This window comes from Streptomyces sp. NBC_01525 (assembly GCF_045040405.1).
GTDB classification, from domain to species: domain Bacteria; phylum Actinomycetota; class Actinomycetes; order Streptomycetales; family Streptomycetaceae; genus Streptomyces; species Streptomyces benahoarensis.
Genome location: NZ_CP109397.1, coordinates 4886353 through 4907902, shown reverse-complemented (window position 1 = coordinate 4907902; position 21550 = coordinate 4886353). Strand labels below are relative to the sequence as shown.

The following is a 21550-nucleotide window of genomic DNA, read 5'->3' as shown; positions in this document are numbered from 1 at the left end:
AGGAGGCCGCCCATGACCGTCCGCCCGCCGTCCCGCCGCCGCCCCGCCGCACCGCCGACCGCCGTCCGGGAGGCGACCGGGCCGACCGACCTGGCGAGGTCGGCAACCTCGGCCGGAGCTGCCGCCGTTCCGGGCGCGGCTGACGCCCCGGAGGTACGGCAGGCTGCCCCCCTCCCCGACGAGGACCGCGCCCGCCTGCTGGCCGGTGCGCACCACGATCCGCACGCCGTGCTCGGGGCGCGGCCGGTGCCCGGTGGGGTGCTCTTCCGGGTGCTGCGGCCGCACGCCCGAAAGGTCGCCGTCGTCACCCGGGGCCGGTGCGCGGTCCTGCGGCCCGAGGGGGACGGGCTGTTCGCCGGGGTGCTGCCGCTGCGCGCCGTCCCCGCGTACGAGCTGCGGGTGGCGTACCCGGACGCCACGCTGACGGTCCGCGACCCGTACGGCTTCCTCCCGGCGCTGGGCGCGCCGGATCTGCGGCTGCTGGGCGAGGGGCGGCACGAGCAGCTGTGGCAGGCGCTCGGTGCCCGCGTCCTGACGCACCAGGGCGTCACCGGCACCCGCTTCACCGTCTGGGCCCCGAACGCGCGCGGGGTGCGGATCCTCGGGGACTTCAACCACTGGGACGGCACCGCCTTCCCGATGCGGTCGCTGGGCGCCTCGGGGGTGTGGGAGCTGTTCCTGCCCGGCGTCGGCGCGGGTGAGCTGTACAAGTTCGAGATCGCCCGGCCGGACGGCTCGCACACCGTACGCGCCGACCCGATGGCCCGGCGCACGGAGTGCCCGCCGGCCAACGCCTCGGTCGTCGACGTCTCGCACCACAAGTGGCGGGACGGCGCCTGGATGGCCGCGCGGGGCGCCCGGCCGCCGCACGCCGCGCCGTTCTCCGTCTACGAGGTGCATCTGCCGTCCTGGCGACCGGGCCTGACCTACCGGCAGCTCGCGGCGCAGCTGCCCGCGTACGTACAGGATCTCGGCTTCACGCATGTGGAGTTCATGCCCCCGGCCGAGCATCCCTTCGGCGGTTCCTGGGGCTACCAGGTCACCGGCTACTACGCGCCGACCGCGCGGATGGGCACCCCGGACGACTTCCGGTATCTGGTCGACGCGCTGCACCGGGCGGGGATCGGTGTGCTGATCGACTGGGTGCCCGCGCATTTCCCGCGCGACGACTGGGCGCTGGCGGAGTTCGACGGGCGGCCGCTGTACGAGCATCCGGATCCGGCGCGGGCCGCGCACCCGGACTGGGGGACGCTGGAGTTCGACTACGGGCGGGCCGAGGTCCGCAACTTCCTCGTCGCCAACGCGGTGTACTGGTGCGAGGAGTTCCACATCGACGGGCTCCGGGTGGACGCCGTGGCATCGATGCTCTACCTCGACTACTCGCGGCCGGAGGGCGCCTGGACGCCCAACGCGCACGGCGGGCGGGAGAATCCGGACGCCGTCGCCTTCCTCCAGGAGATGAACGCGACCGTCCACCGCCGCTGCCCCGGGGTGGTCACCGTCGCCGAGGAGTCCACCGCCTGGGACGGCGTCACCCGCGCCACCCATGAGCCGGGCGCGGGCGGGCTCGGCGGGCTGGGCTTCGGGCTGAAGTGGAACATGGGCTGGATGCACGACTCCCTCCGGTACGTCGCCAAGGAGCCGGTGCACCGCAGGTACCACCACGGCGAGATGACCTTCTCCATGGTCTACGCCTACTCCGAGAACTATCTGCTGCCGATCTCGCACGACGAGGTGGTGCACGGCAAGCGGTCGCTGGTGTCGAAGATGCCGGGCGACTGGTGGCAGCGGCGCGCCACCCACCGCGCCTACCTCGGCCACATGTGGGCCCACCCGGGCAAGCAACTCCTCTTCATGGGGCAGGAGTTCGCCCAGGGCGCGGAGTGGGCGGAGCGCCACGGCCCGGACTGGTGGCTGCTGGACCCGTCGTACGCGGCGGAGCCGGACCACCGCGGGGTGCGGGATCTGGTGCGCGACCTCAACCGCGCCTACGGGGCGGCGCCCGCGCTGTGGGAGCGGGACACCGACCCGGCGGGCTTCGCGTGGGTGGACGCGGACGCCGCCGAGGACAACGTCTTCGCCTTTCTGCGCTTCGCCGCCGACGGCTCCCCCCTGCTGTCCGTGACCCACTACTCCCCCGTGGTCCGCCCCGGCTACCGGCTCGGCGTCCCGGACACCGTGGCCGCCTGGCGTGAGGTGCTGAACACCGACGCCGCGCGCTACGGCGGCGGCGGTGTCGAGAACCCCGGCGCGCTGACGCCGGAGCCGGTGCCCGCGCACGGCCGGGAGACCTCGCTCACCGTCACGCTGCCGCCCCTGGCCACGCTCTGGCTGCGCCCGGCCTGACCGGAGCGGCGGACACGGGGCCGCCAGGCCCGCCGGGCACGGGGCCTCCCGGACCGCCGGAATCCCGCCGTCCCGGCCGGGGGCCGTCCCCGCTGTCTCCGCTCCCCTCAGACCCGCTGGGCGACCGGTCCGAGCGCGGCCCGCAGCCCGGCGACCGAGGCCCGCCACTGCGGTCCGGAGTCCGACTCGTCCCACAGCTCGGCCAGTTCGGAATCCGGGGCGAGCACCCGGTCCAGGGCGCGGACGGCCAGACCGGTCAGCTCGGGCGGCGGCTGCGGTATGACACAGCGCGGCACGGACACCGCCGCACCCCCGCACACGACGGGCCCGGCCACGCCGACCGCGCCCGCACCGGCCCTCTCCACACCGGCCCCGCCCGTACCGCCCGACTCCGTACCGGCCGCACCGCCCCTCTCCGCACCGCCCGTACCGCCCGGCCGGGCCGCCGCCAGCAGCGCGGCCGCGGCCACCGCCGTCTCGCCCTCCGGTGCGTCCAGGTACCAGCGCTCCTCGACGGCGTCGGCCAGTGCCGTGCGTACCGCGAAGAGGCGGCGGTTCTCCGGCAGCGCGCCCAGTCGCACCACGAGGTCCGCCGCGGCGTCGCCGCCGAACGGACCCGTCCCCCATGTGCCCATGCCCCGCTCCTCGTTCACCAGCGGCCGGTGCACCACCGGCCGCTGTCATCCCGTTCCCTGCATGGTGCCGCACACCACTGACAACGGCCGTCCGGCGAGGGCGGGGAACGGGGCGCGACACGGCGTATCCGCAGGTGGGGCGGGAAAGCGGAAGGGGCGGGCGCCCGAAGGCACCCGCCCCGTACGGCGGTGGAACGCAGCGCACCCGGCGCCGTCACCACGCGGCGCGGGCGGTCCCGAGGAACTGCCGCCGCGCGTCCGGTCAGGCCCCGGCGAGCTCCTTCGCCCCGTCCGCCCGCGGCGCGTCATCGGCCGGTGCGGGGACGCCGTGGTCCTCGTTCAGCGTCGCCTCGTCGAACGGCAGCTGACCGGCGAGGACCTCGCCCACCCGGGCCTTGTCGATCTCCTTCGTCCAGGTACCGATGAGGACCGTGGCGACGGCGTTTCCGGCGAAGTTGGTGAGCGCCCGCGCCTCGCTCATGAAGCGGTCGATGCCGACGATCAGGCCGACGCCGTCGACCAGTTCGGGGCGGTGCGACTGGAGGCCGCCGGCGAGGGTGGCCAGGCCCGCGCCGGTGACGCCGGCCGCGCCCTTCGACGCGATGATCATGAAAACGAGGAGGGAGATCTGCTGCCCCAGGGCGAGCGGCTTCCCCATCGCCTCGGCGACGAACAGCGCGGACATCGTCAGGTAGATGGCGGTGCCGTCGAGGTTGAAGCTGTAGCCGGTGGGGACGGTGATGCCGACCACGGGCTTGCTGACGCCCAGGTGCTCCATCTTGGCGATCAGCCGCGGCAGCGCCGACTCCGAGGAGGAGGTCGACAGAATCAGCAGGAACTCCCGCGCCAGGTACTTCAGCAGCAGGAAGATGTTCACCCCGGCGAAGAGCCGCAGCAGCGTCCCGAGGACGACGATCACGAAGAGCAGGCAGGTGAGGTAGAAGCCGACCATGATGACGGCGAGGGACTTCAGCGCGTCGACTCCGGTCTCGCCGACCACCGCGGCGATGGCGCCGAAGGCGCCGACCGGCGCCACCCACATGATCATCGACAGCACGCGGAAGACCAGCTTCTGCAGATGCCCGACCCCGCGCAGCACCGGCTCGCCCGCCTTGCCGAGCGACTGCAGCCCGAAGCCGACCAGCAGCGCGACCAGCAGCGTCTGGAGGACCTCGCCCTGAGTGAAGGCGGAGACCAGCGTCTTCGGGATCATGCCGAGCAGGAAGTCGGCGGTGGACTCGCCGCCGCCCGCGGTCTGCGCCTGGCCCGCGTGGCGGACCGTTTCGGTCAGGTGCAGGCCCGAGCCGGGCTCCAGGATGTTGCCGACGACCAGTCCGATGGCGAGGGCGACGGTGGACATCACCATGAAGTAGCCGAGGGCGAGACCGCCGACGGCGCCGACCTTGGCCGCCTTGCGGACCGAGCCGACGCCCAGCACGATCGTGCAGAAGATGACCGGCGAGATCATCATCTTGATGAGGTTCACGAACCCGGTGCCGAGCGGCTTCAGCTCGACGGCGACACCGGGGGCGATGAAGCCCACGGCGATGCCGAGCAGCACCGCCGCGATCACGACGATGTAGAGGAAATGCGTGCGGTCCCGCTTCTTCGGCGCGTTCTCCCCGGTGGTGCCACCCGACGGCGGCGTCTTTGCAGCCACGGCTGCCTCCTCGCTCTACGGTTGCGCGCTGAATCTGCGGCTCGGGCGCAACGAATCCCGGCGACTATGCACCTGACCTGTGGCGTGCGTCACCCTTACGTGCATTTCGTTCATATAAAAGTGACCGGGCAGACTGTTTGCATGCACCTTGCCCTTCCGCGGACGCCATGGCGCCTGCGTCGCCCCCGCAGCCTCGCCGGGCAGCTCTTCGCGATGCAGGTCCTGCTGGTGACCGTGGTCGTCGCGGGCTGCGCGCTCTTCGCGTACGCGAGCGCCGGGCGGCAGGCGAAGGAGACCGCGCGGCGGCAGACGACGGCGGTGACGACGGCGGTCGCCGACTCGCCCGCGGTGATCGCCGCCGCCCGCACCGCCGACCCCACGGCGGTGCTCCAGCCGTACGCCGAGCGGCTGCGGCGCGACGCGGGCGTCGACTTCGTCGTCGTCATGGCGCCGGACGGCACCCGCTGGACGCACCCCGAGCCGGACGCGATCGGCCGGACGTACCTCGGGCACACCGGACGGGCGCTGCACGGCGAGACGTTCACCGAGACGCACCTCGGCGTGCTGGGGCCGTCGGTGCGGGTCATCGCGCCGGTCCGCGACCCCGCGCACGGCGACCGCGTCACCGCGCTGGTCAGCTCCGGCATCACCGTCGCCACCATCAGCGAGCAGCTGCGCAATCAGGTACTGGCGCTGCTCGGGGTGGCCGCGGCGGCGCTGGCGCTGGGCGGGCTCGGGACGTACGTCATCAACGCCCGGCTGCGGCGCCACACCCACGGGATGAACGCCGCCGAGCTGAGCCGGATGCACGACTACCACCAGGCGGCGCTGCACGCGGTGCGAGAGGGACTGCTGATGCTCGACGGGCGGCGGCGGGTCTCGCTGATCAACGACGGCGCCCGGGAACTCCTCGGGGTGGCCGACGACGCGGTGGGCCGTCCGGTGGCGGAGCTGGGGCTGCCCGCGCCGCTGGCGACGGCGCTGACCGCACCGGGGCCGCTGATCGACGCACTGCATCTGACGGACGAGCGGGTACTGGTCGTCAACTCCGCGCCGGTCTCCGGCGGGGAGCACCGCGGCAGCGTCATCACCCTGCGCGACCACACCGAACTCCAGGCGCTGTCCGGCGAGCTGGACTCCGTACGCGGGTTCACGGAGGCGCTGCGGTCGCAGGCGCACGAGGCCGCGAACCGGCTGCACACGGTGGTGTCGCTGATCGAACTGGGCCGCGCCGACGAGGCGGTGGAGTTCGCCACCGCCGAACTGGAGCTGGCCCAGGCGCTGACCGATCAGGTCGTCGGCGCGGTCGCCGAACCGGTGCTCGCCGCCCTGCTGCTGGGCAAGGCGGCGCAGGCCAACGAGCACGGCGCGGAGCTGGCACTGACCGCCGACAGCCGGATCGACGACGGGCTGCTGCCGCCGGATCTGCCCGCCCGCGACCTGGTGACGGTGCTGGGCAACCTCATCGACAACGCCCTGGACGCGGCGGCGCCGGACGCCACCTCGGGCGCCGCGCCACCGGAGAGCGACGGCCCGGCCGCTCCGCCGAAGGTCACCGTCACCGCCCGCTCCGACGGTGGCGAACTGCTGCTGCGCGTGGCGGACAACGGGCCCGGCGTGCCCGAGGAGAGCGCGGCGGAGATCTTCCGCCGCGGCTGGAGCAGCAAACGGCCCACGGCGGGCGCCCCGGCGCGCGGCCGGGGGCTGGGCCTGGCCCTCGTCCAGCAGGCGGTCCGGCGCAACGGCGGTACCCTCACCCTCGACCACGCCCCGGACGGCGGCGCGCGCTTCACGGTACGGCTGCCGCTGCCCGGGACGACGGACGGCGGTGCCTCATGATGACCGCCCCCGACATCAAGGTCCTCGTCGTCGAGGACGATCCGGTGGCCGCCGCCGCGCACACGCTGTACGTGGGGCGGGTGCCCGGTTTCACGGTCTCGGGCACCGTGCACTCCGGCGCGGACGCCCGCCGCCACCTCGACCAGCACACCGTCGACCTGCTGCTGCTCGACCTCTATCTGCCGGACGGGCACGGGCTCCAGCTGATGCGGACGCTGCGCGGCGCCGGGCACGGTGCGGACGTCATCGCGGTCACCTCGGCGCGCGATCTGACGATGGTGCGCGAGGGCGTGTCGCTGGGCGTGGTGCAGTACCTCCTCAAGCCGTTCACGTTCTCGACGCTGCGCGACCGGCTCCAGCGGTACGCCGCGTTCCGCTCCACCGCGGGCGAGGCCAGCGGGCAGGACGAGGTGGACCGCGCCATCGCCGCGCTGCGCAACCCGCGCCCGGCGGCGCTGCCCAAGGGGCTGACCTCCGCGACCCTGCGCGCGGTCACCGACGCGCTGCGCGCCGCCCCCGACGGCCTGTCGGCCACCGAAGCGGGCGCGGGCGTCGGCATCTCCCGGATCACCGCCCGCCGCTACCTGGAGTACCTGGTGGAGACGGGCCGGGCGGCCCGCGCCCCGCAGTACGGCCAGGTGGGCCGCCCGGAGCTGCGGTACCGCTGGTCGGGGCGGTAGCGCGGCGGCGCGGGCGCGCCGGGGCCGTGGGGCCGTAACGCGCGGAAGGCGCACCCTCCGGGGGCCCGGGAGCACCTCAACTCCCGCGCCCCGGCGGGCCCGTGGGCCGTACGGCACCGGCCGGTCCTCGCCCTGTGGACGGACCGGCCGTCCCCCTTGAGAGGGACCGGCGGGCCCGGCGTCGGACTTCCGGCCGGTGCCGCTTTCGGTCCCTCGGGGCGACGACGCTGACGGGTGCCGCGGCCGACGATGGGAGCACGTTGCCCGTCCCGTTCCCAGGAGTTCCCGTGTCCCATGCGGCTGCCGTCCCCGCACCCACCCTCGCGACGTCCGGTGTCGCCGCCCGCGCGGCCGACCTCAGCAAGGTCTACGGCGGGGGCGAGACGAGGGTGGTGGCGCTGGACTCGGTCTCCGTCGAGTTCGGCACCGGCCAGTTCACCGCGATCATGGGTCCGTCCGGCTCCGGCAAGTCGACGCTGATGCACTGCATGGCGGGGCTGGACACCATTTCGTCCGGCTCGGCCCGCATCGGCGACGTGGAGCTGGCGGCGCTCGGCGAGAAGAAGCTGACCCAGCTGCGCCGCGACAAGATCGGCTTCATCTTCCAGGCGTTCAACCTGCTGCCGACACTGACCGCCGCCGAGAACATCACCCTCCCGATGGACATCGCGGGCCGCAAGCCCGATCCGGCGTGGATGAACGCCGTCATCGAGACGGTGGGCCTCTCCGGCCGCCTCACCCACCGCCCCGGCCAGCTCTCCGGCGGCCAGCAGCAGCGCGTCGCGGTCGCCCGCGCCCTGGTCGCCCGGCCGGAGATCATCTTCGCGGACGAGCCGACCGGCAACCTCGACTCCCGCTCCGGCGCCGAGATCCTGGGCTTCCTCCAGGAGTCGGTGCGCGCCATGGGCCAGACGGTCGTGATGGTCACCCACGACCCGGTCGCCGCGGGCTACGCCGACCGCGTCGTCTTCCTCGCCGACGGCCGCATCGTCGAGGAGCTGCACCGGCCCACCTCGGACGCGGTCCTGGACCGTATGCGGCGCTTCGACGGCCGCGGCCGTACGCAGTGACCCCGGCCCCGCGCCGCACCGCCCCGCCACCCCATCCGAGCCTCCGGCCCCAGGACTGACACACCATGCTGCGAACAGCCGTGCGCAACCTCTTCGCGCACAAAGCCCGGCTGATGATGACCGTGCTCGCGGTCCTCCTCGGCGTCGCCTTCGTCTCCGGCACCCTCGTCTTCAGCGACACCGTCGGCAACGCCCTCAAGAACGCCTCCGCCAAGAACCTCGACGACGTCGCCGTCTCCGTCCAGGCCGAGTCGGAACCCCCGAAGGCCGACGACCGGCGCACCACCGTCCTCACCGACAAGACGGCCGCCAAGGTCCGCGCGGTGCCCGGCGTACGGGCCGTACGGGCCGACATCACCGGCGACGCGGTCCTCGCCGCCAAGGACGGTAAGCCGGTCGGCGAGGCGTGGCAGAACCTCGCCGCCAACTACCAGCCCGGCCCGGACGGCAAGGACGGCCGCTATCCGCTGGTCCGGGGCCGCGGCCCGGCCGCCGCCGGCGAGATCGCGATGGCCGAGGCCACCGCGCGCAAGGCCGGCTACCGGATCGGCGACACCGTACGGTTCGCCACCAACGGCCCGGTGCTGGCGAAGAAGCTGGTCGGCCTCGTCGCCACCGACGACCCGAAGGTGACCGCGGGCGGTTCGCTGGTGCTGCTCGACACCGCCACCGCGCAGCGGCTCTACCTCCACCCCGGCCAGTTCGACGAGCTGGTGGTGTCGGCCGCGCCCGGCGCCGACGAGGCGGCGCTGACCCGCGAGGTCCGCGCGGCCGTGCCCGGCAAGGGGGCGACGGTCACCAGCGGCACGGCACTCGCCGAGGAGCAGAGCGTGCTGCTCGCCGAGCAGAACAAGGCGCTGACCTCGACGCTGCTGACCTTCGCCGGGATCGCACTGTTCGTCGGCATCTTCATCATCGCCAACACCTTCACCATGCTGATCTCCCAGCGCCGCCGCGAGATCGCCCTGCTGCGCGCGGTCGGCGCCTCCCGCCGCCAGGTGGTCCGCTCGGTGCTCATCGAGGCGACGCTGCTGGGCGTGGTGGCCTCCGTCGTCGGCATGGGCCTGGGCGTCGGCATCGCCACGGGAATCCGCGCCGTCCTCAACGCCAACGACGCCGGGCTGCCGGACGGGCCGCTCGTCATCAGCCCCGTCACCGTCCTCGCGTCGCTGGCCACCGGCACCGTCGTGACGGTCCTGGCCGCGTGGCTGCCGTCCCGCCGGGCGGCGAAGATCGCGCCGGTGGAAGCGCTGAGCACGGTCGACACGCAGGCGGCGCCGCGCAGCCTGGTGCTCCGCAACATCTTCGGCGCCGTCGTCGGCGGCGCCGGTGTGGCCGTGATGTTCTGGGCCTCGACGCTGGAGTCCAGCGACGACCTGCCGATCGCGATGCTCGGCTCCGCGCTCACCATGATCGGCGTGATCGTGCTGGCGCCGCTCCTCTCCCGCCCGCTGGTCTTCCTCACCGGCGCGGTCACCGGCCGTCTCTTCGGTACGGTCGGCAAGCTCGCCAAGGAGAACGCGCTGCGCAACCCGCGCCGGACCGCCGCGACCGGCTCGGCGCTGATGATCGGCCTCACCCTGATCACCGGCATGACCGTCGTCGGCCACTCCGCGCAGTCCGCCGTCGACCGGATGACCTCGACCCAGCTGACGGCCGACTACCAGATCACCACGTCCACGTACTCCGGCCTCGACCCGAAGCTGTCCGCAAAGACGGCGCAGGTCCCCGGCGTGACGGCGGTGGCGCCGCTGCGCAACTCCGCCTTCCTCCTCGGCGAGGACGCGGTGCACCTCAACGGCACCGACCTCCGCACGATCGGCCGGGTCACGGACCTCAAGGTGGTCCAGGGCTCGCTCGGCGCGGTGCACGGTGACGCCGTCGCGCTGGCGAAGAGCGTCGCCGACAAGGCGGGCAAGCACACCGGACAGAGCCTCGACGTCAGCTTCTTCGGCGACAAGAAGCGCCACCTCACGGTCGCCGCCGTCTACGAGGACAACGAGATCGCCGGTGACGCCCTCTCCGACCTGCCGCTGGTCGCCACCCCGACGGAGCGTCCGAAGGACGACTCGCTGCTGGTCAAGACCGCGCACGGCGCCTCCGAGGCGACGGCCGCGCAGCTGCGGGCCGCCTTCGGTGACAACCCGCTGGTGAAGGTCCAGGACCACGAGGACCTGCGCCGGGAGAACGCCGGTCAGATCGGGATGCTGGTCAACATGGTCTACGGGCTGCTGGGCATGGCCGTCGTCATCGCGGTGGTCGGCGTGATCAACACCCTGGCGATGTCGGTCTTCGAGCGGACCCGGGAAATCGGGATGCTGCGCGCCATCGGCCTGGCGCGGACCGGGATCAAGCGGATGGTCCGGCTGGAGTCGGTCGTCATCTCGCTCTTCGGCGCGGTGCTCGGCATCGGCGTGGGCCTGTTCCTCTCCTGGGCCGGCGGCTCCATGCTCGCCTCGTCCTGGAAACTCTACGAGACGCTGCTGCCGTGGGGACGGCTGGCGCTGTTCGTGGCGATCGCCCTGGCGGTGGGCGTGCTGGCCGCCGTCTGGCCGGCCCGCCGCGCGGCGAAGCTGAACATGCTGGAGGCCATCGGCGCCCAGTGACGGCCGGGCACGACAACAGCGGCGCGCCGTCCCCCACCGGGGAGGCGCGCCGCCGCCGTGTCCGGACGGGCCGCAGGTCAGAAGACCGACTCGGCCTCCCGCATCCGGTCGGCGGGGACCCGCTTCAGTTCGGTGACCGCCTCCGCGAGCGGCACCATCGTGACGTCGGTGCCGCGCAGCGCCGTCATCTTCCCGAATTCCCCGCGGTGCGCCGCCTCGACGGCGTGCCAGCCGAAGCGGGTGGCGAGGACGCGGTCGTACGCGGTGGGGGTGCCGCCACGCTGGACGTGGCCGAGGATGACCGGGCGGGCCTCCTTGCCGAGGCGCCTCTCCAGCTCGACGGCGAGGGCGTTGCCGATACCGGAGAACCGCTCGTGGCCGTACCGGTCGATGGCGCCCTTCTTGTAGTCCATCGTGCCGGGCGCGGGGTGAGCTCCCTCGGCGACGCAGATCACGGCGAACTTCTTGCCGCGCGAGAACCGTTCCTCGACCATCCGGACCAGGTCGTTCACGTCGAATTCGCGCTCCGGCAGACAGATGCCGTGGGCGCCGCCGGCCATACCGGACTCCAGGGCGATCCATCCGGCGTGGCGGCCCATGACCTCGACGACCATCACCCGCTGATGCGATTCGGCGGTGGTCTTGAGGCGGTCGATGGCCTCGGTGGCGACGCCGACGGCGGTGTCGAAGCCGAAGGTGCGGTCGGTGGAGGAGATGTCGTTGTCGATCGTCTTGGGCACGCCGACGACCGGCAGTCCGGCGTCCGCCAGCATCCGGGCGGCGGTCAAGGTGCCCTCGCCGCCGATCGGGATGAGGACGTCGATGCCGTGCTCGCGGGAGAAGTCCTTGGCGTTGTCGCACGCCTCGCGCAGCCGGTCGCGCTCCAGGCGGGCGGAGCCGAGGATGGTGCCGCCGCGGGCGAGGATGCCGCTGACGGCGTCCAGGTCGAGCTTGCGGTAACGCCCGTCGAGCAGTCCCTTGAAACCGTCCTCGAAGCCGATGACCTCGTCGTCGTGGCCGGTCAGGGCGCGGTGGACGACGGACCTGATCACAGCGTTCAGCCCGGGGCAGTCGCCGCCGGCGGTGAGGACTCCGATACGCATCGTGCTGTGTCTCCTGTGCTCGCTGTCGGTCGCGCGGCCGGTCCGATTCTTCCACGGGGCGTCCGGGCGCGCCCTCACCCGCCCGGCGCCCCGCCCTTCTCCCGGGCCCTTTCCCTCGGGGAAACCGGGACGCGCGACCGCCCCGGAGCCGCGGGTATGGTCAAGAGGGCGAGCCCGCCATAACGGCTGTTTCCGACCCTACTCTGACTGCCCCGGCTGATCTGACCCTGGCGACAACGGATGGACGGAGAGCACGCGTGACACGCAGCGTGTACGTGACCGGTACCGAGCGCGGCGACGGCCGTCAGGTCGTCGAGCTGGGAGTGATGGAGCTCCTGACCCGCCACGTCGACCGGGTGGGCGTCTTCCGCCCGCTGGTCCACGACGGACCGGACCGCCTCTTCGACCTGCTGCGGGCCCGCTACCGCCTCAGCCAGCCCACCGAATCCGCCTTCGGCCTCGGCTACGACGAGGCCGCCGGCCTCCAGGCCGAGCACGGCACCGACGAACTGGTCTCCCGGCTGGTCGAACGGTTCCACGCGGTGGCCCGGGAGTACGAGTACGTCCTGGTCCTCGGCTCGGACTACGCCGCCACCAACCTGCCGGACGATCTGGGCCTCAACGCCCGCCTCGCCAACGAGTTCGGCGCCGCGGTGATCCCGGTGGTCAGCGGTCAGAGCCAGGAGGCCGAGGCGGTGCGCGCGGAGGCCCGGAACGCCTACCGCGCCTACGCCGCGCTCGGCTGCGATGTCGTCGCCCTCGTCGTCAACCGCGTCGATCCGGGGCTGCAGAAGGCCGTCGTCGAGCGGCTGGCAGCGCGACTGCCGGTGCCGTGCTACGCGCTGCCGGAGGACGGTGCGCTCTCCGCGCCGACCGTCGGGCAGCTGGTGCACAGCCTGGGCGCGGAGGTACTGCTCGGTGACGACTCCGGGCTCGCCCGCGACGCCCGCGACTTCGTCTTCGGCGGCGCGATGCTGCCGACGTTCCTCAAGGCGCTGACGCCGGGGTGCCTGGTGGTGACGCCCGGGGACCGTGCCGACCTCGTCATCGGGTCGCTCGCCGCGCACAGCGCGGGCGCCCCGCCCATCGCCGGGGTGCTGCTCACCCTGGACGAGCGGCCCGGCCCGGACATCATGGCGCTGGCGGACCGGCTGGCGCCCGGCACCCCGGTCGTCTCGGTGCCCGGCGGCTCCTTCCCGACGGCCGCGGAGCTGTTCGCCGTCGAGGGCAAGCTCAACGCCGCGGCGCCGCGCAAGGCGGAGACCGCGCTCGGCCTGTTCGAACGGCATGTGGACACCGTCGAGCTGACGAATCGTATCTCCGTGGCCCGCTCCGGCCGGGTCACGCCGATGATGTTCGAACACGAGCTGATCGAGCGCTCGCGGTCCGGGCGGCGCCGGGTGGTGCTGCCCGAGGGCGGTGAGGAGCGGGTGCTGCGCGCCGCCGATGTGCTGCTGCGCCGCGACGTCTGCGCGCTGACGCTGCTCGGCGAGGAGGAGGCGATCCGCAAGCGCGCCGCCGACCTCGCCATCGATCTGGCGGACGCCCAGATCATCGACCCGCAGGCGTCGCCGCTGCGCGAACGCTTCGCCGAGCGGTACGCGGAGCTGCGCGCCCACAAGGGCGTCGGCTACGAGCTGGCGTACGACGTCGTCGCCGACGTGTCGTACTTCGGCACCCTGATGGTGCAGGAGGGCCTGGCCGACGGCATGGTCTCCGGCGCGGTGCACTCGACCGCGGCGACCATCCGCCCGGCCTTCGAGATCATCAAGACCAAGACGGACGCGCAGATCGTCTCGTCCGTCTTCTTCATGTGCCTGGCCGACCGGGTCCTCGTCTACGGCGACTGCGCGGTCAACCCGGATCCGGACGCCGAGCAGCTCGCCGACATCGCCATCCAGTCGGCCGCCACCGCCGCGCAGTTCGGGGTGGAGCCGCGGATCGCGATGCTGTCGTACTCCACCGGTACCTCCGGCTCCGGCGCCGACGTCGACAAGGTCCGCCGCGCCACCGAGCTGGTCCGCAAGCTCCGGCCGGATCTGCTGGTGGAGGGCCCGATCCAGTACGACGCGGCGGTCGACGCCTCCGTGGCGCGCACCAAGCTGCCCGAATCCGAGGTCGCGGGCCGGGCGACGGTGCTGATCTTCCCGGACCTCAACACCGGCAACAACACCTACAAGGCGGTGCAGCGCTCGGCGGGCGCCATCGCCGTCGGACCGGTCCTCCAGGGCCTGCGCAAACCGGTCAACGACCTGTCGCGCGGCGCGCTGGTGCAGGACATCGTCAACACCGTCGCCATCACCGCGATCCAGGCGCAGGGCGCCCCGCCCGGCGCCGGTGCCGTCTGACCCGCGCCCGCCCCGTCCCGCAACCACCGGAAAGCGCTTCATGACTGCCAACCCCACCCGCGTCCTCGTCCTCAACTCCGGCTCCTCGTCGGTGAAGTACCAGCTGCTCGACATGGCGGAGAGCCGTCGGCTGGCCGTCGGTCTCGTCGAGCGGATCGGTGAGGAGACCTCGCGGCTGGTGCACACGCCGCTGGCCACCGGCGGCGCACGGCGGGTGCACGAAGGACCGATGGCCGACCACGACGCGGCGCTGAAGGCGGTCGCGGCGGAGCTGGCCGCCGACGGCCTGGGCCTCGACTCGCCGCAACTTGCCGCGATCGGGCACCGTGTGGTGCACGGCGGCCTGAAGTTCACCGAGCCGACCGTCATCGACGAGGTGGTCCTCAAGGAGATCGAGCGGCTGGTGCCGGTCGCGCCGCTGCACAATCCGGCGAACATCACCGGCATCCGCACCGCCCAGGCGCTCCGCCCCGACCTGCCGCAGATCGCGGTCTTCGACACCGCGTTCCACACCACGATGCCGGAGTACGCGGCCCGTTACGCCATCGACGTGGCCACCGCCGATGCGCACCGCATCCGCCGCTACGGCTTCCACGGCACCTCGCACGCGTATGTCTCGCGCCGCACCGCCCGGCTGCTGGGCAAGGACCCGTCCGAGGTCAACGTCATCGTGCTGCACCTGGGCAACGGCGCCTCGGCGTCGGCGGTGGCGGGCGGCCGGTGCGTCGACACCTCGATGGGGCTGACGCCGCTGGAGGGCCTGGTGATGGGCACCCGCTCCGGCGACATCGACCCGGCGGTGACGTTCCACCTCAAGCGGGTCGCCGGGATGTCCGCCGACGAGATCGACGAGCTGCTCAACAAGAGGAGCGGGCTGGTCGGGCTCTGCGGCGACAACGACATGCGGGAGATCCGGCGCCGTATCGACGAGGGCGACAAGGCCGCGGCCCTCGCCTTCGACATCTACATCCACCGGCTGAAGAAGTACCTCGGCGCCTACACCGCGGTGCTCGGCCGGGTCGACGCGGTGGCGTTCACCGCGGGCGTCGGCGAGAACGCCGCCCCGGTGCGCGCCGCGGCGATGGCCGGTCTGGAGGGGCTGGGCATGGCCGTGGACGCCGACCGCAACGCCGTACGGTCCGACGAACCGCGGCTGATCTCGCCCGAGGGCGCCCGGGTCGCGGTCGCCGTGGTCCCGACAGATGAGGAGCTGGAGATCGCCCAGCAGACATACGCGCTGGTCACCGCCTAGCTCCGCGCCCGCCTTCGGGGGAATATTCCGCTCCGAAACAAAACCGATAGGATTCAGCCCATGCGCCGTTCGAAAATCGTCTGCACCCTGGGCCCCGCCGTCGACTCCTACGACCAGCTGAAGACGCTGATCGAGGCCGGTATGAACGTGGCCCGTTTCAACATGAGCCACGGAACCCACTCGGAGCACGAGGAGCGGTACCACCGCGTCCGCAAGGCGTCCGAGGAGACCGGCCGCGCGGTGGGCGTACTGGCCGACCTCCAGGGTCCGAAGATCCGCCTGGAGACGTTCGCCGACGGCCCCGTGGAGCTGGTGCGCGGCGACGAGTTCGTCATCACCACCGAGGACGTCCCCGGCGACAAGCGCATCTGCGGCACGACGTACAAGGGCCTGCCCGGCGACGTCTCCAAGGGCGACCCGGTCCTCATCAACGACGGCAACGTCGCGCTCCAGGTCGTCGATGTCGACGGCCCGCGGGTGCGCACCATCGTCATCGAGGGCGGCGTCATCTCCGACCACAAGGGCATCAACCTGCCCGGCGCGGCGGTCAACGTCCCCGCGCTGTCGGAGAAGGACATCGAGGACCTGAAGTTCGCGCTGGCGATGGGGTGCGACATGGTCGCGCTCTCCTTCGTCCGCGACGCCAAGGACGTCCAGGACGTGCACCGCGTGATGGACGAGGTCGGGCGCCGCGTCCCGGTCATCGCCAAGGTGGAGAAGCCGCAGGCGGTCGCCAACATGACGGAGGTCGTCATGGCCTTCGACGCGGTGATGGTGGCCCGCGGTGACCTCGCGGTGGAGTACCCGCTGGAGAAGGTCCCGATGGTGCAGAAGCGCCTGGTGGAGCTGTGCCGCCGGAACGCCAAGCCGGTGATCGTGGCGACCCAGATGATGGAGTCGATGATCACCAACTCGCGGCCGACCCGCGCCGAGGCGTCCGACGTCGCCAACGCGATCCTGGACGGCGCGGACGCGGTCATGCTCTCCGCGGAGTCGTCGGTCGGCGCGTACCCGATCGAGACCGTCAAGACGATGTCGAAGATCGTCGAGGCGGCCGAGGAGGAGCTGCTGTCGAAGGGCCTGCAGCCGCTGGTCCCGGGCAAGAAGCCGCGGACGCAGGGCGGCGCGGTGGCCCGCGCGGCGTGCGAGATGGCGGACTTCCTCAGCGGCAAGGCGCTGGTGGCGTTCACCAAGTCCGGTGACACCGCCCGCCGGCTCTCCCGCTATCGCGCGGCCCAGCCGATCCTGGCCTTCACCACCGACCCGGCCACCCGCAACCAGCTCGCGCTGAGCTGGGGTGTGGAGACGTTCGTGGTGCGGCACGTCGACAACACCGATGCGATGGTCGACCTCGTCGACGCGGAGCTGCTCAAGCTCCAGCGGTACAACGAGGGCGACACCATGATCATCACGGCCGGTTCGCCCCCCGGCATCCCCGGCACCACCAACATGGTGCGCGTCCACCGCCTGGGCGGCGAGAGCTGATCCGGCGCCGGTGACACGGATACGGCGGTGGCCGCCCCCACGGAAGGGGGCGGCCACCGCCGTATCCGTTGCCTCAGCTGTTCTCGATGGTCTCGTGCAGCCCGGGGACGTGCAGGGTGCCGCCGAACTGTCCCGACTGGGCGAGCTTCACCTTGGTGAAGTACGCGAACGGGATGTTGATGGGCGGCGGGTGCTCCGGGTCGAAGACGATCGGGATCAGCCCGAAGAGGTTGCCCTGCAACCGCTCGGTGTAGAGCGTGACCTGCCCGTCGCGGATGGTCGACGTGGAGCCCGGCGTGGACCGGACGTGGTACTTGAGGCCGTTCGGCCCGTCCACGATCTGGTGCAGGTCACCGATGTCGATGCCACCGGCGGTGAACTTCAGCGCCTGCTTGGTCCGCCCGCTCGGCGTCCGGAGGTTGACCACGCCCTTGTAGTCGAGTTCCTTCAGCGTCAGCGACGAGGCTTCCAGGTGCCAGGGGCCCTCCGGCACGGCGGCCGGGGGCTGTTCGTCCGTACCGTCCGACTTCTTCTCGACGACGCACGGGAACGACTTCTTCCCGTCCGCGTCCGGCGCACCGGGGTCGGCCGTCGCACCGGCCGTGGGCCCGGCGGCGTCGCCCTTCCCCTCGGCGGCCTCGTCCGCCGCGTCCCGCACCGGCTCCGCGGCCTTGTCGGCCGCGTCCCGTACGGGGTCGGCGGTCTTCCCGGACGACGGCTTCGACGGGTCCGGCTGCTTCGAGGGCTCCGACATCGCGGACGGGCTCGGGCCCGGCGACGCGGCGTCCTTGCCGCTCTCCGTGCCGGAGTCCTTCGCGCCGCCGGGCGGGACGGCGTCCTCGATCTTCTTGCCCCAGCCCAGCGGGTCGTACCAGGGGTTGCCTTCGTCGTCCGTGGGGGACGACGACGGGGTGGTGGACGGGGACGGCGCGGAGCCGGCGTCCTCGCCCCCGGACGCGGAGCCGGACGGCGACGGCGAGGCGTCGGGCGACGGCGTGCCCGGACCCGGCGCCTTCCCCTTCTCCCCGCCCTCGGCGGCCTTCTCCTCGGCGGCCTTCTTCTTGGCTGCCTCGGCGTCCTTGGCGGCCTTCTCCGCCGCGGCCTTCTTCTTGGCGGCCTTCTCCTTGGCCTGCGCCTCCTGCTCCTGCTGGTCCGGAGCGGTGACGCACGGGCCGTCCTTGAAGGGGCTCTTGGGCGCCGGCTTGGCCACCGCCAGCTGGGGCGTGAACCCCATGCCCATGAGCACGGCGGACGGCATCGCGGCGATGGCTATCGCCTTGCCCGCGGGCACATGGAACCGCGTCAGCAGCGGTTTCTTCGGCGCCGCGTGCCTCGGTCCGGATCTCGCCCCGGCGGCTGCGTTCTCGTGCAGCTCGTCACCCGGCACGGTGCCTCCCGTTCGTTCCGTTGGTCGGGCTCGTTCCTGACAGGTCGTCCAGTCCGTCGCCCGATCCCGGAGCCGCACCGGCCGCGACCGGCTGCCCGCCGACCGCCGCACCGGCCCGCGCGCCCTGCGGGCCGCCGCCCTCCGCCGCCGCCCGGCCCGGCGCCCACGAGACGCCGAGCGCCCCGCCGAACAGTCCCAGCAGGAAGCCGACGAGGAAGGCACCGAAGTTCGAGACGACCAGGGAGACGAGGGACAGCAGGATGGCCGCCACCCCCGCGAAGACCCGCGAGGCCGGCTGGAACCACAGGGTCAGACCGAGCACGACCAACAGCACGCCGATGATCAGCGATCCGGCACCGGCGGTGGTCGCCATGCGCAGGGTCAGCGAACCGATCGTGAGATTGGCGTAGGGGAAGTACATGATCGGCAGACCGGCCAGCAGCGTCAGAAGACCGGCCCAGAACGGGCGTTGCCCGCGCCACTGCCGGAACGCGAGACGCTTCCGTCCAAGGTTCTCGTTCAGTCCTGGTCGCGTGTCGGCGCTCATGCCATACCTTCGCTTCGTTCGGCCCCGCATCCACGCGGCGCGCACGGTGGTTCTGGGCTGGACTACGTGACTGCTGACGTCATCGGCGGACAGGCGCGGGGTCACCACGGCGCGGCCGCGGCCTCGCGCCCCGCGCCCGTACGCTCAGCGCGTCAGTAGCACTCGTTCTTGCCCTTGCTGACCTTCATCTGAAGGCCGCTCAGCTTGAACGTGCCGGCCGTGGTCGCCCACGCCGTCTGCTGGACGCCGGTCAGCGTGGCCTTGTCGGCTTCCTGGGCGAACGAACCCGGGTCGGCCTTGTCGCCCTTCTTCATGCCGGGGCCCTTGGACGTCGACCCCGCGGCCACACCGATGTTGATGTTCTTGAAGGTCGCATCGGCGTTCAGCTGATCGAGGTCGATGTAGAGGTTCTTCGCCACGACCGGTGTCGCGCCGCCACCCGCCATCAGCTTCATCGACACATCGCCGAAGACCGGCACCGGCACGACGACCGACTGGCACAGGTTCTTGATCTTGGCGTCGGAGAACGCCGAGACCGCAACCGGTACCTGCTTGCCGTCCTTCTGGGCGTCAACCGCTCCGTACTGAACGAAGCCGGTGCCCTCCAGTCGGTCGGTGCTGACCTTGAACTGCTGGCCGGACACGCTGAACGATGCCGCGAGGGCGCCCTGCGACAGGGCGACGCCTATCGCGGCGGTCGCCGCGACGCTGGGCACCATGACGACGGCGAACCGCTTCCATCTGGTCCCGCCACGAGCCAGGGACTCCATGACTTTCCTCCTTCTCGGACGTACATCTCCGGCACCGGCGGACTCGGTCGAGTTCCGCGGTACCCGGGATGGGAGAAGTGCTACGTCCTCGGGAAGGAGAGCGCCCGTGCTCGAAAGGCGCAAGGCGTTCCGAATACCGGCGATCACCCCCGAGCGACAACCACTGGCCACGCTCTCGCGCAACCTCCTGGACAGGCCCTGCCGTTGATGGCGGGGACCCCCCTGCCCACGGTCGGCAACAGGGGCCGCCGACCCACTCGGTGGGGACCCATCTGCCCGTGGCGCCGGCCGGCTGCCGGACTACGGAAAGGGACCGAGCGTGGCCGATCGTGGTGCATTCCACGCCGCCGCACAAGGGGTTCGTTACTTGCGGGTAACGGGCAGATCACCGGGGCGCGACCGACCAATATCGCGCGGGCACGCAGCGTCGCCGCGCTCGACCCGGAAATACGGGGCATCCGCGACCGTATGCCGACACATCACCCCGTCGGACTTACTACGAGTAACAGCGGCCACGATTGCCAAGGTTTGGCAAAGCGTGGCCGCTGATCATTTCACCCGGCCGGCGTACGCCCCGGTCGGCGGGCGGGCCCTTGGGGACCGTCAGAAAAGGACCCGGGCCAGCGCGGTACGCGCCGAGACGACCCGCGGATCGTCCGTGCCGATCACCTCGAACAGCTCCAGCAGCCGCACCCGCGCGGCCTCCCGGTCGTCACCGGCGGAGCGCTTGACCGTGTCAACGAGACGGCCGAAGGCGTCCTCGACATGACCACCGACAAGGTCGAGGTCGGCGGCGTGGATCTGCGCCTGCACATCGGCCGGGTTCTCCGCGGCGACCTTGCGGACGTCGGCGGGGACGAGGTCCTGCACCCGGCGCAGCAGTTCGGCCTGGGCCAGCCCGAGCTTCGCCTCGGGGTTGCCGGGATCGTCGGAGAGGACGTTCTTGTACGCCTGCACGGCGCCGCCCAGATCACCGGCGTCCAGCGCGGCACCGGCGGCCGCCAGCGCCGCGTCGTACGGACCGGCCGGGGCCTCGACGGGGGCCGGGGCACCCGCGGCCTGCGGGTCGACGGGGGCACCGACGATGCCGAACTGCTGCTCGGCGGCCTGGACCAGCTGGTCGAGCACCTGACGGATCTGTGCCTCGGGGGCCGCGCCCTGGAACAGCGGGATGGGCTGCCCGGCGACGACGGCGAAGACCGCGGGGATGCCCTGCACACCGAACTGCTGGAAGAGCATCTGGTTGGCGTCGACGTCGACCTTGGCGAGCACGAACTTTCCGGCGTACTCACCGGCCAGCCGCTCCAGCAGCGGACCCAGCTGCTTGCACGGCTCGCACCATTCGGCCCAGAAGTCGAGGACGACCGGCACTTCGGTGGAGCGCTGCAGGACGTCCTGCTGGAACCCCGCCTCGTCGACATTGATCACCAAGGGGGTGCCGGCGGCGGGCGTTTCGCCCGTGCGCGCCGCCTCGGCGCGCGCCTGCTCGGCCTTCTGCTTCGCCTCCCCGGCGGCCTTCACCGCTGCGAGGTCGACGACTCCACTCATGGACATGTTGCGTGGCTGCATGGGTCCATCCTCCCCCCTGAACGGCCCGTTCCGGAAAGCGATACCGAAAATCCGGCCCGCGGGCCGCACCGGACCCTCTTCCCGGATGCTCCGGCCGTCCGTACACTCCGCCGGGATGCGGTGCACGGCCGGGCCTGGCGCCCGATTCCGGCCCCTCGCGGGGCCCCTGCGTGGCCGCGGGTCCCCACCCGGGCCGATGTGATCGTCGCTCTTACGCTACGACCCGTAGCGTAACTGCTGGTGGTCCCGCGGC

15 protein-coding genes are annotated in these 21550 nt (G+C 72.3%); 8 read left to right on the top strand and 7 right to left on the bottom strand.

The window, feature by feature from the left end:
- The first annotated feature begins 12 nt into the window (after window positions 1-12).
- Entirely contained in the window at window positions 13-2346 is a 2334-nt protein-coding gene (glgB, locus tag OG422_RS22095) for a 1,4-alpha-glucan branching enzyme (protein WP_405744686.1), read from the top strand.
- 107 nt (window positions 2347-2453) lie between these two features.
- Here glgB and OG422_RS22090 read toward each other — a convergent pair whose 3' ends face one another.
- Together OG422_RS22090 and OG422_RS22085 are read right to left on the bottom strand one after the other, a co-directional pair.
- Window positions 2454-2981 (bottom strand): DUF4259 domain-containing protein, encoded by a 528-nt coding sequence (locus tag OG422_RS22090; RefSeq protein WP_405744683.1) that lies wholly within the window; start codon window positions 2979-2981, stop codon window positions 2454-2456.
- Window positions 2982-3243: 262 nt separating this feature from the next.
- On the bottom strand, window positions 3244-4641 hold the full coding sequence (locus OG422_RS22085) for a cation:dicarboxylate symporter family transporter (RefSeq protein ID WP_143939970.1): 1398 nt from the start codon (window positions 4639-4641) through the stop codon (window positions 3244-3246).
- Between the two features lie 141 nt (window positions 4642-4782).
- On the opposite strand from OG422_RS22085, the gene OG422_RS22080 reads away from it, so the two are divergent.
- The 4 genes from OG422_RS22080 (at window position 4783) to OG422_RS22065 (ending at window position 10836) form a co-directional block, all read left to right on the top strand.
- Window positions 4783-6480 carry an ATP-binding protein gene (locus OG422_RS22080; RefSeq protein ID WP_405744680.1) on the top strand — a complete coding sequence of 566 codons (1698 nt, stop codon included), beginning with the start codon at window positions 4783-4785 and terminating at the stop codon, window positions 6478-6480.
- Complete coding sequence (locus OG422_RS22075) at window positions 6477-7160, top strand: response regulator (RefSeq protein WP_405744678.1); 684 nt, start codon at window positions 6477-6479, stop codon at window positions 7158-7160. Before OG422_RS22080 ends, OG422_RS22075 begins: the two co-directional genes overlap by 4 nt.
- A 287-nt stretch (window positions 7161-7447) precedes the next feature.
- On the top strand, window positions 7448-8230 hold the full coding sequence (locus OG422_RS22070; protein ID WP_405744675.1) for an ABC transporter ATP-binding protein: 783 nt from the start codon (window positions 7448-7450) through the stop codon (window positions 8228-8230).
- A gap of 65 nt (window positions 8231-8295) precedes the next feature.
- The gene (locus tag OG422_RS22065; protein ID WP_405744672.1) at window positions 8296-10836 is read left to right on the top strand and encodes an ABC transporter permease; all 2541 of its coding nucleotides are present in this window, start codon (window positions 8296-8298) and stop codon (window positions 10834-10836) included.
- 77 nt (window positions 10837-10913) lie between these two features.
- On the opposite strand, the gene OG422_RS22060 is transcribed toward OG422_RS22065, so the two are convergent.
- Complete coding sequence (locus OG422_RS22060; protein WP_143939966.1) at window positions 10914-11939, bottom strand: ATP-dependent 6-phosphofructokinase; 1026 nt, start codon at window positions 11937-11939, stop codon at window positions 10914-10916.
- 257 nt (window positions 11940-12196) lie between these two features.
- On the opposite strand from OG422_RS22060, the gene pta reads away from it, so the two are divergent.
- Genes pta through pyk form a run of 3 tightly spaced genes read left to right on the top strand, consistent with a single transcriptional unit; the run spans window position 12197 to window position 17024 of the window.
- Complete coding sequence (gene pta, locus OG422_RS22055; protein WP_405744668.1) at window positions 12197-14287, top strand: phosphate acetyltransferase; 2091 nt, start codon at window positions 12197-12199, stop codon at window positions 14285-14287.
- Window positions 14288-14327: 40 nt separating this feature from the next.
- Window positions 14328-15539 carry an acetate kinase gene (locus OG422_RS22050; RefSeq protein WP_405744665.1) on the top strand — a complete coding sequence of 404 codons (1212 nt, stop codon included), beginning with the start codon at window positions 14328-14330 and terminating at the stop codon, window positions 15537-15539.
- Window positions 15540-15599: 60 nt separating this feature from the next.
- On the top strand, window positions 15600-17024 hold the full coding sequence (gene pyk / locus OG422_RS22045; RefSeq protein ID WP_405744662.1) for a pyruvate kinase: 1425 nt from the start codon (window positions 15600-15602) through the stop codon (window positions 17022-17024).
- A 73-nt stretch (window positions 17025-17097) separates the two neighbouring features.
- On the opposite strand, the gene OG422_RS22040 is transcribed toward pyk, so the two are convergent.
- The 4 genes from OG422_RS22040 to OG422_RS22025 form a co-directional block, all read right to left on the bottom strand.
- A complete protein-coding gene (locus OG422_RS22040) occupies window positions 17098-18411 on the bottom strand; it encodes a hypothetical protein (protein ID WP_405744659.1) in 1314 nt (437 codons plus the stop codon).
- Window positions 18401-18958, bottom strand: coding sequence for a DUF6114 domain-containing protein (locus tag OG422_RS22035; RefSeq protein WP_143939961.1), 558 nt, complete (start codon window positions 18956-18958; stop codon window positions 18401-18403). The genes OG422_RS22040 and OG422_RS22035 overlap by 11 nt, the downstream gene beginning before the upstream one ends.
- Window positions 18959-19110: 152 nt before the next feature.
- Window positions 19111-19728: a DUF6230 family protein gene (locus tag OG422_RS22030; protein ID WP_143939960.1), complete on the bottom strand. Its 618-nt coding sequence runs from the start codon at window positions 19726-19728 to the stop codon at window positions 19111-19113.
- Between the two features lie 603 nt (window positions 19729-20331).
- Window positions 20332-21297 carry a tetratricopeptide repeat protein gene (locus OG422_RS22025; protein ID WP_143939959.1) on the bottom strand — a complete coding sequence of 322 codons (966 nt, stop codon included), beginning with the start codon at window positions 21295-21297 and terminating at the stop codon, window positions 20332-20334.
- Between the last annotated feature and the right edge of the window lie 253 nt (window positions 21298-21550).